Raw genomic sequence first — 16,452 nt, 5'->3', positions numbered from 1 at the left:
CTACCTGGAGAAATTATATCTATGAATAAGTCTCTCTTGCGCCGCCAAACGAAGGCGGCTTCTGATCCTCTCGCTGGCGTTGCTCAATCGATACCTCTCGCCCGACGAGCCTTGAGTAAGGTTCCGGAGGTGACGGTCTATTTCTGGATTATGAAGTTATTAGCTACTGCCATGGGGGAGTCAACCTCAGACTATCTGGTCCAGCATATCGATCCAGTAATTGCGGTGGCTCTCGGGAGTATTGGGTTGGTAGTCGCACTTATCCTGCAATTTGCTGTACGGCGCTATATCGTCTGGGTTTACTGGTTCGCCGTTACGATGGTGGCTGTCTTTGGCACAATGGCGGCTGATGTATTGCATATTGGATTGGGGATTCCTTATCTGGTCTCGACTCTCTTCTTTAGCGTGGCTCTGGCTATTATCTTTGTGGTCTGGTCTGTCTGTGAGAAAACGTTATCTATCCACAGCATTTATACCTATCGTCGTGAGCTATTTTACTGGGCGACGGTGGTGACGACGTTTGCTCTTGGTACTGCCGTGGGCGATCTGACGGCATCAACGCTGCGCCTGGGTTATCTCTCCTCGGGTATCCTGTTTGCGGTCTTGATTGCGATACCAGCTCTGGGCTACTGGCTGCTGGGCTTCAATGAGATCTTTGCCTTCTGGTTTGCGTATATTGTGACGCGACCATTGGGGGCGTCGTTTGCCGATTGGATGGGGAAGCCATATGGCCAGGGAGGAATTGGCGTAGGCTCTGACAAGGTCAGTATCGGCTTAGCGCTTTTGATCCTTGGCTTGATTGTCTACCTGAGCATTACGCATAAAGATAGCAAGCGTAAAGAAAGTTCTCCTGATAAACTCGAGGAATGATCTGGCAAGCGCGGGCTATGTTCGTTGTCCATTCTTCATGAGTTGCTGCGAAATGACGTTGATGAACTCGCGGGCGGCTCGCGAAATTGATCCGACACGGCGATAGACGAGCGCGAAGATGAACTCTTCGGGCAGATCAATGATCGGGAGGAGTGTCAGCTCGTGATTAATCTGAGATGGTCGTATTAAGGCGGGTAGCGTGAGGGTCACACCGATGCCCTGTCTGACCATCTCCTTGAGTCCTTCAATCGATTCGATCTCGACCAGCGGCTGTATCGGCAGGCCGCGTTGGATGAATATCCTTTGAGTGATCTGTCCCATGCGGGAGGTCTGGTCAAGCAGAAGGAGTGGTTCACTTACGGCGCGTTCCAGAGTGACTGCTGGAATGTTCATCTGAGCCAGAGGATGCTGTGAGGAGACGAGCAAGTGTAGCGGCTGGCGAAAAAGTTCCTTGATGATCAGTAGCTCTGATTGCAGGTGTGGATCAAGGACCAGTCCAAGCTCGATCTCTCCCTGTTCGACCAGACTGATCAACTCATCGGTATGATTCACGCGCACTTTTAACTGTACTTGTGGATATTGCTCGTGAAATAAGGCAAAAAAAGTGGGCAAAAAAGCAGTTGCCAGCGATTCGATGCAGCCCAGACGGATCAGTCCACGTTGACCGACTTGCAATCCGCTCAGCCATTGCTGTCCCTCCTGCAACTGCTCCATGGCATTTCTGACGTAGCGTGCAAATTCCTGACCCTCCGGTGTCAGCACGACACGTTTCTTCTGGCGCGTGAAGAGCGCGATCTCTAACTCGTCCTCCAGTAACGCGATCTGACGGCTCAAGGCGGATTGCGCGACAAGGCACAATTCGGAGGCTTTGCGGAAATTTTGTGTCTGAGCCGCTGCCAGAAAATAGGTGAGCTGGTAGAATTCCATCAGAGAGCTCTCCCCTTCACAAGTTGATCTCAGCGTGAGATCATCATTATATCAAATAGGGATTGGACGTATCAACTTTTCTCCTCTATACTTGAGGCATCATCGTTCTCGCGCTCGCTTGTTGGAGTGACGCGTCAGAGCGCTGCCGGGAGACTTTCCAGGCAGCGGAATATGCAACAGAAAAGAGGCTTTTTATGACAACTGATTCATCTGATACAAACGATCTCAAAAAAGCACAGGTGCAGGCATATTTTAGTCGTACAGCCGCCAACTACGTCACCAGTGTGTCTCATCGCACAGGGAGCGATCTGCAACGCATCATCGAGCTTGGCGAATGGGATGCTTCTCTGCACGCGATCGATATCGCCACCGGGGGAGGACATACCGCTCTGGCTGTGGCTCCGTATGTGGCCCAGATCACTGTTACTGATCTCACTCCAGCCATGCTGGAACAGGCGAAGGCTTTTCTGATCGAACAGGGAGTGACCAATGCTCAATATTCTATTGCCGATGCCGAGCAACTCCCTTTCGATGATGCTTCGTTTGAGCGTGCCACCTGTCGCATCGCGCCTCATCACTTTCCCAATCTCGCACAAGCGGTGAACGAGATTGCCCGCGTCCTCAAACCGCATGGCCTCTTTCTTCTCATTGATAGCTGCGCTCCCGGTGATCCAGAATTGGATGCCTTTGTGAATGGGATCGAGAAGTGGCGCGATAACTCGCATATACGTTCTTACACCGAGGAACAATGGCGTGCTTTCTTTCACCGTGCTCATTTAGAGATCGAGCATGTCGAGACCTTTCGTCGGACGCACAATTATAAAGATTGGACCGCCCGTTCACAGTTATCTGTGGAGGAAACAAGCCGGCTTGAAGCGTATATGTTATCTCGTTCTCCATCCATTCAGGCGTATTATGCGATGGTCAAGGACGATGCAGGACATCTGACCAGTTTCGCCACGGATTTCCTCTTGCTAAAGGGGCGCAAAAAGTAGTATGGAGCAGCAGAAGTGATTGACATGAACAGATATGTATGGTAAGTTTTCAACGAGAACGTCACCAAATTCTATAATAAGAGGCCGACTCTGGAATGGACACTTGCGCGTCCACGCGCTCTTCATATGTAACCTGTGGCATGCATCAGCGATGTGAAGCTGAGTGATGTGTTTGTCTGTTTGCCTTTTTCAGATCTATGACAACAGGCTAACTATTACATTTCCACCTCCTGACGTTCTCTCATAGCGGACTTTGCTCTGGTCGCGAGCATGCCACCTCCTTTTTTGTTGCAATACTACCATTTCAGGAGGTCCGCTCGTATGGAGCAACATAATCAGATTCAATCCTACCTGCGTAACGCAGCCACACGTGGTCGCGATGTTCAGCATATCGGCCCATTTATGGTTACCTTTACGCCTCATACCACCAATCCCTTTTTAAATTATGCTATTCCTGATGAGGAAGCTTCTCCCTCATCTGAAGAGATTACCTCTTTGATTACGCTCTTCCAGCAAATGCAGTGTCTACCACGTCTGGAATATCTCCCGCAAATTGCGCCTGCGGTTGAACCGGCCCTGATGTCATCTGGCTTCCATGTGGAAGAACGTATGCCTTTAATGATTTGTACACTGGAGCGCTTTTATGATCCGGGGCTTCCTCCCGAGATTGAGTTTGTGGTCCCTACGACGGATGCGGAGATACGCGCTCTGATCGTCGCTCAGAACGAAGCATATAATGAGGCCGCTCCTGAAGCAGGACTTGAGGATATCAAGCGGCAGCGTGCTTTTATGGCGGCTGGCGGAATCGCTCTGCTGGCACGTGATCGTGTAAGCGGCGATGCTGTCGGTGGCGGGAATTGTACTGTGCCTTTCAACCAGACAACAGAGCTGACATCGGTTGGCGTGCGTATGCCGTATCGCCGCCGTGGAGTCGCAGCCGCGTTGACCGCTCGTCTGACCCAGATGGCCTGGTCCGCAGGGATCTCGACCGTCTTTCTGATGGCTGCTCATGAAGCTGAAGCTCGCATTTATGCGCGTGTCGGCTTCCAACGCGTTGGAGAAGTGCTTGATATCCGTCTAATGTAGCGTTGTCTGCTTGCGTCCAATACTGTGGGGAAAGGGATAAAATCCCTTTCTCCCACGGTGTCAACGCTCACCGACTTAGCAGCGCGCTTGATCTCTTTGGGGAGACGCTTCCTTCTTTGGATACTAGTGTTGACAATATCTTGCGGTTGCGTATAATGCTTCTGAAACAAATTTTCCAGAAAAGGAGCTTGCACCATGTCGCAAGTTATCGTGCACACGTATGAAGAAGCCTGTGGTGTCTTAGAACAACTGGGCATCTTGCCATTATCAGGCGCCATCCCTGATCATCCCTCTCTTGATGCAATCACCGAGCCCGCCGCGTGGCATACAGGAGCCGATACCGATCCCTGGCAATGGCGCTATCGCTTTGCGTCGGAAGGGGTCGCTGCCTATGGTCGGTTTATTGGATCTCGACCTATTTTGATCTCGCGAGAAGTTTTTCCGCTCGTGAAATGTCTGCTCACTCCGTCCCAAACGCTGGCGGAACGCTATGCGAATGGCTTGCTGTCTCGTCCAGCGGTCAAACTCTATGAGATCATTCAGCAGCATCCTGGCATCGAGGTCAGAGCGCTCAGAAAACTGTCCGGCATGCAGGACAAAACTGACAAAAATGCTTTTGACCGTGCCTTGATTGATTTGCAAAATACTATTGAGGTTGTGATCTCTAACATGGCTGAGAATAGCCATCATCAGGGAAGCAACAGTGGTTGGTTTGGCGCCTGTTATATGCTGGCTGAGCATTGGATGGAAGATCATCAGATTGCATCCCTTGCGCTGACATCCGCTGAGGCCAAAACGCAGTTGTTCACCCGGCTCAAGTTGGACTGGGATGAGAATGCTGTGGCATATTTGCAAAAGAAGCTGGCTCCATTTTACCCATGACTTTGAGTCGATACTGTAGACTGACATGGCTGGTCTCTGCTATCATGATGCCATGAAATCATCGATATTTTTTCAGGGTGGTACGCTGGTTCTTCAGCATATCGAAGCCGCTGAGCAGATCCCTCCTCCATTTCAATTTATCAAAGAGCGATGGAGGTGCGAAGCGTATCATTACAGCTCTGTGCTTCCGTGGCTGCGGGAGCAAGCGATCCGCAACGATATTCCTCGCTGGAAACGTCTGGCTCTGACATTGCATGAGAAGAGAGATCCGCATGATTATCAACTGGCTGCCCTGGCTGCCTGGAAGCAAGCCGGGAAGCGAGGCAGCATCGTGTTACCCACGGGAGCTGGCAAGACCTTCGTGGCCATCCAGGCCATCAGTGACATCAATGCCTCGACCGTAGTGATTGTCCCGACGATTTCTCTGGTACATCAGTGGTACTCTCGGCTGGTCAACGCCTTCCAGATCGAGATAGGGGTCTATTACAGCGGCGAAAAAAACATCCAGCCTATCACTGTGACGACGTATAGCTCGGCTGGCGATCTGATCGCAGAAGCTGGCAATACATTTCAGTTGATCTTATTTGATGAGATTCAGCATTTACCAGCCAGATCGTGGGGCGAGACTGCGCTGATGGCACCGGCCCCTTTCCGGCTCGGATTGACGGCGACCTATCCCGAGGAGCATGAGCAGATGAATGGCCGCTGGCGCGTGGATGAGCTGCTTGGGCCGATTGTGTATACGCAGCGCATCGAGAACCTGCTCGGAAAACAACTGGCTCAATATCGGACTCAGCGTATTCGTGTCAACCTGACGTCCGATGAACGGGTGGCTTATGATGCGGCCCACGCTATCTATATGGGATTTGTACGTGAGCGCAGGCTGCGGCAGAGTCATGGGCCAGGATGGCTACGGGAGCTGATGCGACTCTCCTCGTTTGATATGCAAGCTCGTGCCGCCTTTCTGGCTCGTCAGCGCTTGCTCGACATTATCTGGGGCTGTGAAGGCAAGTTTGCAGTACTTGATACGCTGTTGCGTGAATACTCCGGCGAACGTATCCTTGTCTTCACCGAAAGCAACGCCGTGGCCTATCGCATCGCACGCGAATGGCTGATCCCTGTCATCACGCATGAGACTGGCGTGGCGGAACGCAAACATATTCTTGACGCTTTTCAGAATGGCGCTTATCGTGTGATCACAACATCGAAAGTTTTGAATGAGGGGGTGGACGTCCCTGAGGCCAAGGTGGCGATTGTGCTGGGCGGAGGCTCGAGTAAACGGGAATATATCCAACGCCTGGGACGGATTTTACGCAAGCAGGAGATGCGCGAGGCCATGCTCTTTGAAGTTTTGGTCCGTGGGACGGTCGAAGAGGGGAAAGTGCAACGCCGGCACGTGCCCAGGGAGCAACGCTGATGCTGACGAGCGACTTGATACGACCTCGGCTCCGTTTCTCCGGCTCGAGGCTCTCTGTAGAGATGGTGAGCGAGCACGATCCTGAGCTGCAACAGACCGCTGAGGAGTTGATTGCTCTGTTGCAAGGCCATCTGGGCAAGACGCAGCAAGCCTGGGAAGAGGCCATGGAGACGTACGAAGGGAATCGGGTTGATTATGTCTTTGTGCGTGGGCTGGCCAAGGTGCTGACGGATGCAGCGACCTTTACGCCTCTTGAGACGCCACTGCCACTCGCCGTCTTGCGAGAACAGGTCTTCGCATATGGTCCTGTGTTCAGGCACTCCGATATTTTTCATGCTCAGACACGACAGGAGGTGTTCCAGCAGGTGGCCACCGCCTTGACGCTCGATGCGGAGCAGATGGATGATCTGCTCTTTGCCGATCGACCGGCACTGTATCGTCTGACCGATGCCGGTCCCAGGTGGACCGCCTCAGAACTCCTGCACCGCTACAATCTGGAACTGGCACGCGGTGTGCTCTACTGGGCCTCGCGGATCACCATCGAGGCCTTCAGCAATTACAAGGATCTCTGGCGGTATATCAAGTTCTTCAAGCTGATGTTCTGGGCGGAGGCGAAGCCGGAGGGTGGCTATCAGATCGAGCTGGATGGACCGATCTCTCCCTTCGTCTCCTCAACGCTGCGCTACGGCAGGCAGATGGCGGCGTTTCTGCCCGCGCTGCTGCTGTGCGAGCGCTGGCAGTTGCTGGCCCATGTCCGACCGCCGCAGGCCAGGGGAGAGATGATCTATCAGCTCGACTATACCAGTGCGCTGCGCTCCCACTTTCAGCGCTCGGGACCCTTTGATAGTCGCCTGGAGGCAGACTTTGCCGGCGAGTTCGAGCAGAAGATCGGCCAGCAGCGCGGACATTGGCGCCTTGAGCGCGAGAGTGAGGTGCTCTTGTTGGGTGATACCGTCATGATTCCCGATTTTACCTTCGTGGATGAGCAGGATGCGACGCGACGCGTGATTGTTGAGTTAGTAGGCTTCTGGCATCCGCAGTACCTGCGACGAAAAGTCGAAAAGGTGCGTGCCGCCAACTGTGCGCACATGCTGCTGCTCGTCTACAAGGGGCTCAATGTCACGGAAGAAGCCTTTCAAGAGACGGCTAGCGAAGCGCTCTTCTTTCAGCACAAGCCGGTGCTCAAAGAGGTGATGGAGGCGGTGGAAGCTATCGCCGAACGTGTCTATGGGCCACGCCCAAAGCGGAAGCGTGGACGCACGTCTTCCAAATTAAAGCAGTCACAAGAGACCACAGAAAAATAATGGTGATCTCTGGCTGCTACTGCCGCTGCCGCCAGAGATCATCAAGAGCATAGGCTCGGAACCGCGTACGTCGTAGGCGATTTCTTCGCCAGGGACGCGGAGGTTGTCACATCTCTACACTCACATCCTTTTTCACGTTGAGATATTCTCGTGTTTTTCGCATCCCAGCACGCTGATAGAGCCTGGTTGCTCCTGTAAGATTGTGAGAATCAACGGCAAGACCAACGCGATGCAGATCGTGGCGATACAATTCGCCAAAGGCGTGTTGCAGAAGAGCGAGGCCAAGTCCTCTGCCTCGAAACGCTCGCTCAACGGCCAAGCTATTGATCCAACCTGACGGACCAGCATGACACAGGGTACCACCAACCGGCTGATCGCCCGCCCAGGCAATAAAGTAGAGCGAGGGATCAAAATCAGCCTGCTCGATGGCCCAATGCCGCCACTGCGTAAAATCTTCGGAGGTCTCACCCCAATGATCCTGAAAGGCCCTTTCGAGCAGCTCAAAGACCGCGCGATCATCTCTCTCAGAGACAAAGGGCCGCAGCTCTACACCCTCTGGCCACGAAGGTTGCGCAGGCAATTCATTGAGATCAATCTCCATCCGCCAGTTGCGGCGTACTTCCTGAAAACCTGCTCTTTCATACGATTGCAGACTCTCCTGGTCAATCGAGGAGATCCAACTGGAGAGCGTTCCCTCCGCTGCTCGCTGAGACAATGCCATTTTCGTCCGTGCTCTCAGCATCGCTCTGTTCAAGAGATAGTCGCAGAGATACGAGCCTGGCATTGGAGGGAAGGCGCAGATCGCCACCTCGAAGGTGGCAGACCCACTCTGTTCTAAGAGCATGGATCCGACGAGTTGCCCGACGCGATCAAAGATCAGACAGGTATCTTCTGCGAAATCGAGCGCAGGCAGAGAATACGTCGCCTGGACATAGGCCAGAATTTTGTCTGTCGTGCCATAGAGCGCACGTTCATGAGACTGGAGCAGGCGATAGATCGTTGGCACATCGAAGTGTGTGGCCGGACGGATGGTAAAACTCCCTGGTTCGACAGAGTCCATGTTTCCCTCGCTTTTGTTCTTTTTTGAGGAGAGTATATCAGCATTGTTCGCTTCAAGCAGACAAGTAGTATTTACCAAAACTAACGGAGTTCCAAGCTATATGTCAAAGCCGAAGTATGCTCATTTGTTCGATCTTTGTATTGTTACTGCAAAATGTGTTCAAAATAGGTTCTTGCGTGGTCGGCAATCTCTTCAGACGCACCATAGCGTTTCCACCACCATTGAGAAAAATCAGCACGTTTCTGTTGTACAATCGCCGCTGCAAAGCTACAGGCTCCAAAGACGAGAGAACGAAAACGCATGGCGTCCGGCAGATAATCAAGTTCGTCAGTAGTCGGTTGGTGGTAGTGACAATATCCTTCAATGGCTGCTTGGAGAAGCTCTTTTTCTAGATGAAAAGCACCAATTGATAAAGGGTCCCAGGGTGCCCTCCCATCACAGTTCACAAGCAAGAAACCAATATCAATGATGGCAGGTCCCATACCTGCTCCTTCCCAATCTAAGAGGATTACCTGTTCAGATCCAGTCATGAGAGCATTTGCAGGATGACAATCGTTGTGGATGAGCGTGGTTGGCAAATTCGTGCCGCGATTAATTGACAAAAGAGCTTTTTCCAGCACATCATAGTGTGCAATATATGGACGTGGAATCCGAGAGGCAATTGAATCCAATTGTTGCTGTGCAAATGCAAGTTCACCTGCTGGAAGCATACCCGCTTGGGGAGGTGTATAAGGAAGCGATGATGTAAGAGCATGAAGTCGTCCCACAATTGCTCCAAGAGACGAGAAGGTAGGAGGGGTGTATGCTAATGGCGTTCCGACAAGGCATGTGGTCATCAAGAGATGCCAATTGTTCATAGCAACTGTTGTTGTCTGCTCAACTGTGAAAACAATTCGTTCTGCAGGATAGTTTTGCTGTTCGAAGAACAGAAAGAGCCTGGCAATTTCAACCATGATTGCCTTGTTTAGATATTCTAATACATGAATTAACCAATGAGCCCTATTTGCTAGGATTTACCAGATAGATTTGTTTCCTTGAATCACTTAGGAGACAATGAAGAGATACAGTTATCAAAGTACTTTACCACGCATCCTCCATGTTTCTACAGTTTCGCGTGAAAGATTCACACCTGTTCCAACTATGAACAACCACCGTATACGCCCGCTTCAAGGCTACGCAGAGAAAATCCGTCAGATAGATCGCTCCAATTTCCTGCTGCTCCGCCTCATCAGACACATACTGGCGAATTGCTTGGTGCAGCGAACGTCTGTTAGCGATCGCCTATGGAGATGCATGTTAGGTTTGAAACGTTGAACTAAGCATAATATTCTTCATCAAGAAGGGTAATAACAGCCAATTTAACATGTATTACAAGTTCCTTGTGTTCTACCCAATAATCTATAACTTCTTGACTTTGGTTGCATAAGGTACTACAAAGCAATCACCTTGAAACTCTGAACATTAATGCTCCCGTAGACATCTCTCAAACCAATCTGCCTAGCATCAGTATATGTATTATCGCTAGTTTCTAAGAGGGGATGCCTATCAAGAGAAAGGCGAATAGTGTTCCCTGTGATTTCGGCTCGAAAGAGATGCATCTGGGTATCCAGTTGATAATCTTTGCTAGCAGAAGAACCTGGTAGAGGTGATAACACGAAATCTTCGCAATAGCCAGTTTTTAGGGGCTGCTCATCTCTAACAAGCGTAACCATGACTTTCTCTAATGAGGTAGCATTACAATTATTTGAAAAACCTTCTCCTACCTCATAACCAGATTTATTTCCATCTCCACGAAGCATAATACCAAACTCAAATGAGTTCCGATCATTAGTACTTCTTACGAATTGCATCTCAGACTCCACAGCGTAGTTCGCTGTTTTCGGCTCGCAGTCAGACCAAGCGATATACCCGTTTGCTCCGTTTCCATCTCCAGTACCATCTCCTCCATATGTCCCATTATTAATTGGTTTCCATTCTAGAGAACCTGTCCAATTGTTAAATCCAGTAGATGTATTGTATTGGCACAAGACTGTGCCAGAAGTAATAGCTATTGTTGGCGTCACTACTGGCGTTGGTGCCGCAGATAGTGCTGTGGCAGTTGGTTTTATCACCGATGGTAGTGTGGAAATTGGTGTCGGTATTTGTTGGATGTTGTTTTGTTTTGCGAAAAGATAGAAAGTTGTAGAAGCAAAGATAACTACAAGAAATACGAGTACGGTTGTCACAATAATAATCCAACGGTACTTCTGGCAGAAATTTTGGGTCTTTAGCTTGCTGTATCTTGAAGGCTCATCATTATTGTAATTCATATGCTTTCCCTCCTTAAAGTACGTTTGTTTATTTGTATGTTTCCGATGTAGCTATACAGGCATCAACTTGTATTAACAGGATATCTATTCTGCGTAGTAGCCAGAGAAACAAATCGCCAATGATATTACTGTATTGCTTAACAAAATCACCTTCATGTGACATGCAAGCACAAGTTGAATGACAATACTGAGAATCCTCTGGCGAAGCATAATTCCCAGATCTTCGGCAGCAACACGTGCCTACCCCACTAAGCAATTTTGATAGCTAATAAGAAAATGCGCTTGACTGTTCATTAGTAATTTTTTCCTTCTCTTAATTTTATAGCAAAAGTTGTTTCATATTCCTAAAAGGGTAACAGCTAAGGTATAATGAGCGAGCTTTATTAATTATTCTTGTCTTAATCAGCGAAATGAACATCGATAGATGTGCTTTTCACCAAATACAATATGAAGTGTATAACATAATTTCAATTTTATCAATCGGATACTTTAGGGTAGAATCACATTATCCGATGAAAAGCTCCCAAGGTACCTCAAAAATGAGCTCGAATAAGCAGAACTTCACAAATTAATGTAGCTCTACCCATCTTGGCATAATAAGGGTAAATTTTAGAATTAAAAAATGGTCACAAGTGGAAATATTTAGTCATAAGAGATGAAAAAAATTTAAAATTGATACCATCACACTAATTTTTGCAAATTGGTGTTAAAAAGGCAAGGAACTTATTTAGCCGATTTAACTATTCCACCCATCTTCTTTTTTAAACAGAATAGTATTACCCAGTGTGATTGTTACCCTGAAGCGATTCTTAGGATTAGTACGATCTTTTTGATTAATAAGGGAGAAAGTGCCACGGAGGTTTTCCACTTCAAAACTTTTTTCTAAGAAAGGTATCCCCAAAAATTGCCTTCCAGTATCAATAAATGTATGCCCATCAAGCGTTAATGTAAATCTATCGCCTTGAAAACCATGCCATTCAAATTGATACTCAAGTACATGCTTTTGAGATAGCAGAAATTGGACTTTACACCCATGTGTTTTTTTATGATGATGATACTGAACTGCTATGTTACATGGCTCCGTATACGAGTGATGCTCAGGATTATTGCCAGCAGGGTGTGATAGGGGTATGTCGTTAATAGCTTCAAATTTCGCATCAGTTGAATGGGAGGCAAGCAATTGCGCCTTCATTGAAGTAGAGATACCAAGATACTGCATTTTCTTTTGCAGAGCCGGCAGGATTATATTAAAATTTGGTGATCTATAATAATTTATATATTGTATTTCTTCAATACCAGGATAAGAGACATGATCTATACGGAGCGGAATGATATACGGATTATCTGGATCTGGATGTTTCCTTTCATCAATTTCCAGAGCTTTGCGGACCTCATGGTGTCGCTCTCCGTCGGTCATATCAATAAAGTGCCTAGTGAGACAGAGCAGAAATATATCACTTTCTGGTATAGCATGTTTGTAAATAATTGATGACCATTCTTCGCCCCCTCGCAACATCAGGTCAGATCTCCACACCTCTACATTGTGGCGTTCAAGCCATTTTGTCAATTGGATAACAATATCTTGCTTATCACGTAAATCGTGGCAGAGAAAAACTTTTAAGCGGCGAGTGTCCTCATTAGCTGAAGCGTTATTTACCATAGATTTCCTCACTTTCTATTGATATGGATGATAAGATCACTATTCTGAGTAATTTTGGGTTTTAGACACGTCCTCTACTATTTGAAGAGAATAACAATGGTATAGATAACGCCTAAAAGTATGATGAGCCCATGTAGGGCCAGCCAGAGGTTACTCAAACGAACCTTCTTTGACAAGATTGGATATTGCCTTTGATGATCTTGATCAGCTTCCGATTGTAGGAGTTTAATCTGAGCATCCGGACATAACATATCAAGGCGCTCGCGGAACTTTCTGGCGCGTTTAATATGAAAACGACTCCGTTCATGCAATTTTGCAGTCATGATAACACCATAAGACCCCAGAAGCATGAGTAAGATCGTCAGTGGCAAGGCATTCTTTGTAAATCCGGTTTGCGTCAGAATACCTTGAATGATAGAAACAACAATTACAATCAAATTAGTAACCGTAGCTCGTTGATCTTCAGAATGACGTACTTGATTCCAGTTTTCTTCGATCAAGTTCATAAGAACATCTGTAGTTTCAGCCAACTTCATTCGCCTCTTTCATTTTACTCTCCTTACAAGTAATACGCAAAGATAGCTTTGAGATCATATTACTTTATCCAATCTCTACAACATTTCGTTTTATGTGGTTCGTGAGTAAGCTCTGTTACTGTTTACCTCTAGATTTACCATGCCCAAGTGTAACAGATGCAGCTCTAAACAGCGGCAACATTTACCACTGCTCACATTTTAGAAGCAAAGCTTTATCCGGAGCATTGCGTTTGCACTGGGAGCAAAAGCCAATCTTTCCCTGCTGTATCTATCCTGTCGGCAATTATTTAATAATGAGACATATAAAGGTAGGCTAGGATGACTGTAAAATCCTACCACAAAGCAATTTATTATATTTTAGAAGGGACACAACATACCTTCGTAGCTCAGCGTTCATTCGGATGGAATGCAGCAGGCTACTCGTTATCAAAAACTACTGTAAAACTTCTTGGATCTGTAGGGATATGTCCACTAAAGTTCGCTCTTGTTCCCAGGCAGAGAGCTTTTCCAAGGCCTATCGGGATTTAATGCTTGGTATTTTATCAAAGGACTTTCGTTGAGTAGATTGGGTGAGATAAGCAATGGCAGTATAGTAAGTTTACCCTCAGAACTATGATGCAGGATTTGGGGAAGTTCATCTTCTACGATAAAATCCGAGGCGATGAAGTACGCACAAACTAGCTGAAGCGCGATATCAGCGGAATTAATCGCCTCAGTTATGGCCTGCCTCCAATTAGTACCAAGTTAAATCTGAGTATCATCCCAGAAATTGATTAGTTGGGGTTCTAGAGCCTTTAGGTGCTTCCTGAGCATATCTAAGCACAAATGATCCTTTTGTTTATTGATAATCATAATCTTTGGTAATCTTGTTTTCGAGAAACGTGATTGAATATTTATCTGTTATATATTATTATCTGATTTGCCAGTGTAAAAATCGACCTGTCCTCCATGGTCTATCACTACCGTGCCATCAGCCATAGGGGTAGGGATAGAAATGTTCCCTGACCCATTGGAAAGGTTGTTAGCACGAGTGTCAGGGGCAATATTTGGTTCGAGTGGCACAATCTGTTTACTCTTTTTTGAGCAAGTTGGTTGCCTTTATACGTTATGGTTATACCAATAGCAACGACAATGATACTGATTGTAAAAGTAAGGATTACGCTTATGTCCTTGGACAGTCCAATCAAGCTGAACAGCAAGAAGCAAACTGCTGTGACTAATATTTCAAGACTTAAAGCAAGCCAATTTTTTGTTGCATGTCGCAAAAAATGAGAAGTATTGCCAAACATAGCCGGATCGCTGTTGACTGATTGCCGCGTCGCCGCAACACAAAAATGCTCTTCTTCAGGATAACGATTAGGGTTCTGAGATGGTGGTTGCATGATTTTTACTCCATTAGTGATTTTGCGCAATATTATTTGGAATTTGTTGCGTCACTCTTTCTTTTCCAACTGGAGAGCCCTTTGTTTCTCCTTTTTAATTTCGATGATACAGCTTATCAAAAAATGAACTGATATTACGAGAACAGAGGCAATCTTCAGCCCATTGTACAGGTAATTTACAACAGGATAGTTTTGGGTAATATCGATAAAAGCAAAATCGATTACCCATAAGATGAAGAGATTACAGAGAACATAAATTGAAAAAACGATGGTTTGTTTAAGGATAGTTGAAGCTCTTTAGATAAGGGAAATAGCTATCTCCTCCATATTAAACGGAAATTTTCGGATTGCAATCGAGCATCTTGATCAGCCATCACATTCATCCTTAAAATCGACTCGCAATTGTTCCATGGCGTTCTGGCGATCCTCCACGGAGGGCAAACTAGAGCGTCGCGTGGTTTCCAGGCGCTTATGTCCCGCTATTTCAGCGATCAGCACGAGATCGTTTCCACAGCGAACGAGATTGGTCAAGCAGGTATGACGCAAGATGTGAGCTGAGAGTTCCAGATGGACATCAGCCCCGATATGGCCAATGAGGAGGTCAATCGAGCGGGCTGAAAGTCGATTCCCTTTCTGATTGAGAAAAACTGCCTGATTAAATGTTTGTTAGAAACGTTTGCTCCGCTCCTTGAACCAGATCTTAAGTGCCTCGCGCACTTCCGTATTCAGGGGTATTTCGCAGTAGGTATCACCTTTGCCTGAACGGATGATAGTAGCTCCTTTGCAAGCGGAAACACGAGTATTTGTGTAGAAAGAAGAGTAGTCAACAATGACTTCGATTGAAAAAACTGCTTACTCTCATTTTACTTGCGCGTCCTCGGTGAAGGATTTGCGGAATACCTTTACCCCAACCCTACTGATATCGCCTTTACCCCAACCCTACTGATATCGCCTTTGTTACGACTCACGCTCGTGGACCAGTGCAAAAAATTTCCTTGATGATCTTGTTCAAAGTGTATCAACGGTTGCAGTTTTTTCGATCTCTCAATTATCCTTAGAGCGTTTATTATCCACATCAATCGAAAAAATAAAATGCATAATTTATGTCTAATATTTCTTATTAATTTATCTACCTCTAATACTCTTTTATTCGCACCCTCCTGGAAATCAAGAACCCGGGGAAAGAAATACGGCACATTGCCGCTCGTGGTATGCATACAATCGCCCAGGTGATGGGGAGCCCAGCTAATCTCATCAATGCGGCTACCCAAACGTTGCTGTCGGAACACTGCGAGCTTCCTGCTTTTAGTGCCTTGGATCGTGTGACACGCTAATCCACCACTCGCCCATGCTGGGATCTACCAGAAGTATTTTTATGCTCTTCACGCCTGAAGAAAAACGAGCCCTCGCGCGCCTGCTTGAACAGAATGAAGGAAGGTTTCCTATTTACGGCCTTCAATAGGATCAAAGATCCCAAAGAGTGCCACACTCGCCCATTTGGGTGAATGGCTCAGTCGGATCATCTGGCTTCAGTCCCTAGACGCGATGGGACACCTAATTGAAGATTTACGTCCTACGAAGATCACTTATCTGTCACAAGAGGCACAGAGTTTGTATCCCTCAGACCCCCGACTTCGCAGAACCCAAGCGATTCACACTACTGGCATGCCTCATCGTTCAGGCGGTCGTCTCTACCCGTGACGAGATCGTCCAGATGTTTCTCAAACGGATGAGCAAGCTTACAGAGAAGGCGAAGCAGGAACTCGAATGGCTCCGCCATGAAGAGCGGGCCATTACTGAACATCTGGTCGACATACTGACAGATGTGGTACAAACGAGCATCTATGCTAAAGATGCAGCTGAGGGCGGCGTACAGGTACGCGCCGTTCTCAATCGAAAAAGTTGTCCAGCAAAGCTGTTAGAGCAGTGTGAACAAGTCAGAACTCATCACAGAGATTCGCTATCAAGGCTTCGTAAAGAAATTTTATGGTAGTCATCGCAAAGCACTGTTCACGGTTGACAAG

14 protein-coding genes and 1 pseudogene are annotated in these 16,452 nt (G+C 47.4%); 7 read left to right on the top strand and 8 right to left on the bottom strand.

All coding sequences use genetic code 11. From position 1 onward, the window contains the following. Positions 1-21: 21 nt before the first annotated feature. Complete coding sequence (locus AC27N8_RS03485; protein WP_487063981.1) at positions 22-870, top strand: COG4705 family protein; 849 nt, start codon at positions 22-24, stop codon at positions 868-870. Positions 871-885: 15 nt separating this feature from the next. Here AC27N8_RS03485 and AC27N8_RS03480 read toward each other — a convergent pair whose 3' ends face one another. Beyond that, on the bottom strand, positions 886-1,797 hold the full coding sequence (locus AC27N8_RS03480) for a LysR family transcriptional regulator (RefSeq protein WP_487063979.1): 912 nt from the start codon (positions 1,795-1,797) through the stop codon (positions 886-888). A gap of 194 nt (positions 1,798-1,991) precedes the next feature. Between AC27N8_RS03480 and AC27N8_RS03475 the strand changes: the two genes are divergently transcribed. The 5 genes from AC27N8_RS03475 to AC27N8_RS03455 all read left to right on the top strand — a co-directional run bounded on the left by AC27N8_RS03475 (position 1,992) and on the right by AC27N8_RS03455 (position 7,481). Next, positions 1,992-2,792 carry a class I SAM-dependent methyltransferase gene (locus AC27N8_RS03475; RefSeq protein ID WP_487063977.1) on the top strand — a complete coding sequence of 267 codons (801 nt, stop codon included), beginning with the start codon at positions 1,992-1,994 and terminating at the stop codon, positions 2,790-2,792. Positions 2,793-3,113: 321 nt separating this feature from the next. Further along, positions 3,114-3,878 carry a GNAT family N-acetyltransferase gene (locus tag AC27N8_RS03470; RefSeq protein WP_487063975.1) on the top strand — a complete coding sequence of 255 codons (765 nt, stop codon included), beginning with the start codon at positions 3,114-3,116 and terminating at the stop codon, positions 3,876-3,878. A 195-nt stretch (positions 3,879-4,073) separates the two neighbouring features. Then, on the top strand, positions 4,074-4,760 hold the full coding sequence (locus tag AC27N8_RS03465) for an AlkZ-related protein (protein ID WP_487063973.1): 687 nt from the start codon (positions 4,074-4,076) through the stop codon (positions 4,758-4,760). Positions 4,761-4,812: 52 nt separating this feature from the next. After that, positions 4,813-6,177, top strand: a complete 1,365-nt coding sequence (locus tag AC27N8_RS03460) for a DEAD/DEAH box helicase (protein WP_487063971.1) — start codon at positions 4,813-4,815, stop codon at positions 6,175-6,177. After that, the gene (locus AC27N8_RS03455) at positions 6,177-7,481 is read left to right on the top strand and encodes a DUF790 family protein (protein WP_487063969.1); all 1,305 of its coding nucleotides are present in this window, start codon (positions 6,177-6,179) and stop codon (positions 7,479-7,481) included. The genes AC27N8_RS03460 and AC27N8_RS03455 overlap by 1 nt, the downstream gene beginning before the upstream one ends. Before the next feature lie 106 nt (positions 7,482-7,587). On the opposite strand, the gene AC27N8_RS03450 is transcribed toward AC27N8_RS03455, so the two are convergent. The 7 genes and pseudogenes from AC27N8_RS03450 to AC27N8_RS03420 form a co-directional block, all read right to left on the bottom strand. Continuing rightward, the gene (locus AC27N8_RS03450; RefSeq protein WP_487063967.1) at positions 7,588-8,541 is read right to left on the bottom strand and encodes a GNAT family N-acetyltransferase; all 954 of its coding nucleotides are present in this window, start codon (positions 8,539-8,541) and stop codon (positions 7,588-7,590) included. Between the two features lie 143 nt (positions 8,542-8,684). After that, positions 8,685-9,494, bottom strand: coding sequence for a phosphotransferase enzyme family protein (locus AC27N8_RS03445; RefSeq protein WP_487063965.1), 810 nt, complete (start codon positions 9,492-9,494; stop codon positions 8,685-8,687). A gap of 477 nt (positions 9,495-9,971) precedes the next feature. Then, positions 9,972-10,850 (bottom strand): hypothetical protein, encoded by an 879-nt coding sequence (locus tag AC27N8_RS03440; protein WP_487063963.1) that lies wholly within the window; start codon positions 10,848-10,850, stop codon positions 9,972-9,974. A gap of 736 nt (positions 10,851-11,586) precedes the next feature. Then, positions 11,587-12,510, bottom strand: coding sequence for a toll/interleukin-1 receptor domain-containing protein (locus AC27N8_RS03435; protein ID WP_487063961.1), 924 nt, complete (start codon positions 12,508-12,510; stop codon positions 11,587-11,589). Positions 12,511-12,587: 77 nt separating this feature from the next. Beyond that, on the bottom strand, positions 12,588-13,040 hold the full coding sequence (locus AC27N8_RS03430; protein ID WP_487063959.1) for a hypothetical protein: 453 nt from the start codon (positions 13,038-13,040) through the stop codon (positions 12,588-12,590). A 965-nt stretch (positions 13,041-14,005) separates the two neighbouring features. Further along, positions 14,006-14,428 carry a hypothetical protein gene (locus AC27N8_RS03425; protein WP_487063957.1) on the bottom strand — a complete coding sequence of 141 codons (423 nt, stop codon included), beginning with the start codon at positions 14,426-14,428 and terminating at the stop codon, positions 14,006-14,008. A 366-nt stretch (positions 14,429-14,794) separates the two neighbouring features. Next, positions 14,795-15,073: pseudogene (locus AC27N8_RS03420) on the bottom strand (tyrosine-type recombinase/integrase); the annotation flags it as partial. A gap of 1,084 nt (positions 15,074-16,157) precedes the next feature. On the opposite strand from AC27N8_RS03420, the gene AC27N8_RS03415 reads away from it, so the two are divergent. After that, entirely contained in the window at positions 16,158-16,421 is a 264-nt protein-coding gene (locus AC27N8_RS03415) for a hypothetical protein (RefSeq protein WP_487063955.1), read from the top strand. Positions 16,422-16,452 lie beyond the last annotated feature (31 nt).

Source organism: Dictyobacter sp. Z7_2, assembly GCF_057551105.1.
Note: the sequence above shows the minus strand (reverse complement) of the source record. Positions and strands in the feature narration are given on the sequence as shown.

Coding starts and splice junctions, on each gene's coding strand:
- AC27N8_RS03455 (WP_487063969.1), top strand. CDS start 6,177: ATGCTGACGAGCGACTTGATACGACCTCGGCTCCGTTTCTCCGGCTCG.
- AC27N8_RS03460 (WP_487063971.1), top strand. CDS start 4,813: ATGAAATCATCGATATTTTTTCAGGGTGGTACGCTGGTTCTTCAGCAT.
- AC27N8_RS03465 (WP_487063973.1), top strand. CDS start 4,074: ATGTCGCAAGTTATCGTGCACACGTATGAAGAAGCCTGTGGTGTCTTA.
- AC27N8_RS03475 (WP_487063977.1), top strand. CDS start 1,992: ATGACAACTGATTCATCTGATACAAACGATCTCAAAAAAGCACAGGTG.
- AC27N8_RS03470 (WP_487063975.1), top strand. CDS start 3,114: ATGGAGCAACATAATCAGATTCAATCCTACCTGCGTAACGCAGCCACA.
- AC27N8_RS03445 (WP_487063965.1), bottom strand. CDS start 9,494: ATGGTTGAAATTGCCAGGCTCTTTCTGTTCTTCGAACAGCAAAACTAT.
- AC27N8_RS03415 (WP_487063955.1), top strand. CDS start 16,158: ATGAGCAAGCTTACAGAGAAGGCGAAGCAGGAACTCGAATGGCTCCGC.
- AC27N8_RS03450 (WP_487063967.1), bottom strand. CDS start 8,541: ATGGACTCTGTCGAACCAGGGAGTTTTACCATCCGTCCGGCCACACAC.
- AC27N8_RS03425 (WP_487063957.1), bottom strand. CDS start 14,428: ATGCAACCACCATCTCAGAACCCTAATCGTTATCCTGAAGAAGAGCAT.
- AC27N8_RS03440 (WP_487063963.1), bottom strand. CDS start 10,850: ATGAATTACAATAATGATGAGCCTTCAAGATACAGCAAGCTAAAGACC.
- AC27N8_RS03435 (WP_487063961.1), bottom strand. CDS start 12,510: ATGGTAAATAACGCTTCAGCTAATGAGGACACTCGCCGCTTAAAAGTT.
- AC27N8_RS03480 (WP_487063979.1), bottom strand. CDS start 1,797: ATGGAATTCTACCAGCTCACCTATTTTCTGGCAGCGGCTCAGACACAA.
- AC27N8_RS03485 (WP_487063981.1), top strand. CDS start 22: ATGAATAAGTCTCTCTTGCGCCGCCAAACGAAGGCGGCTTCTGATCCT.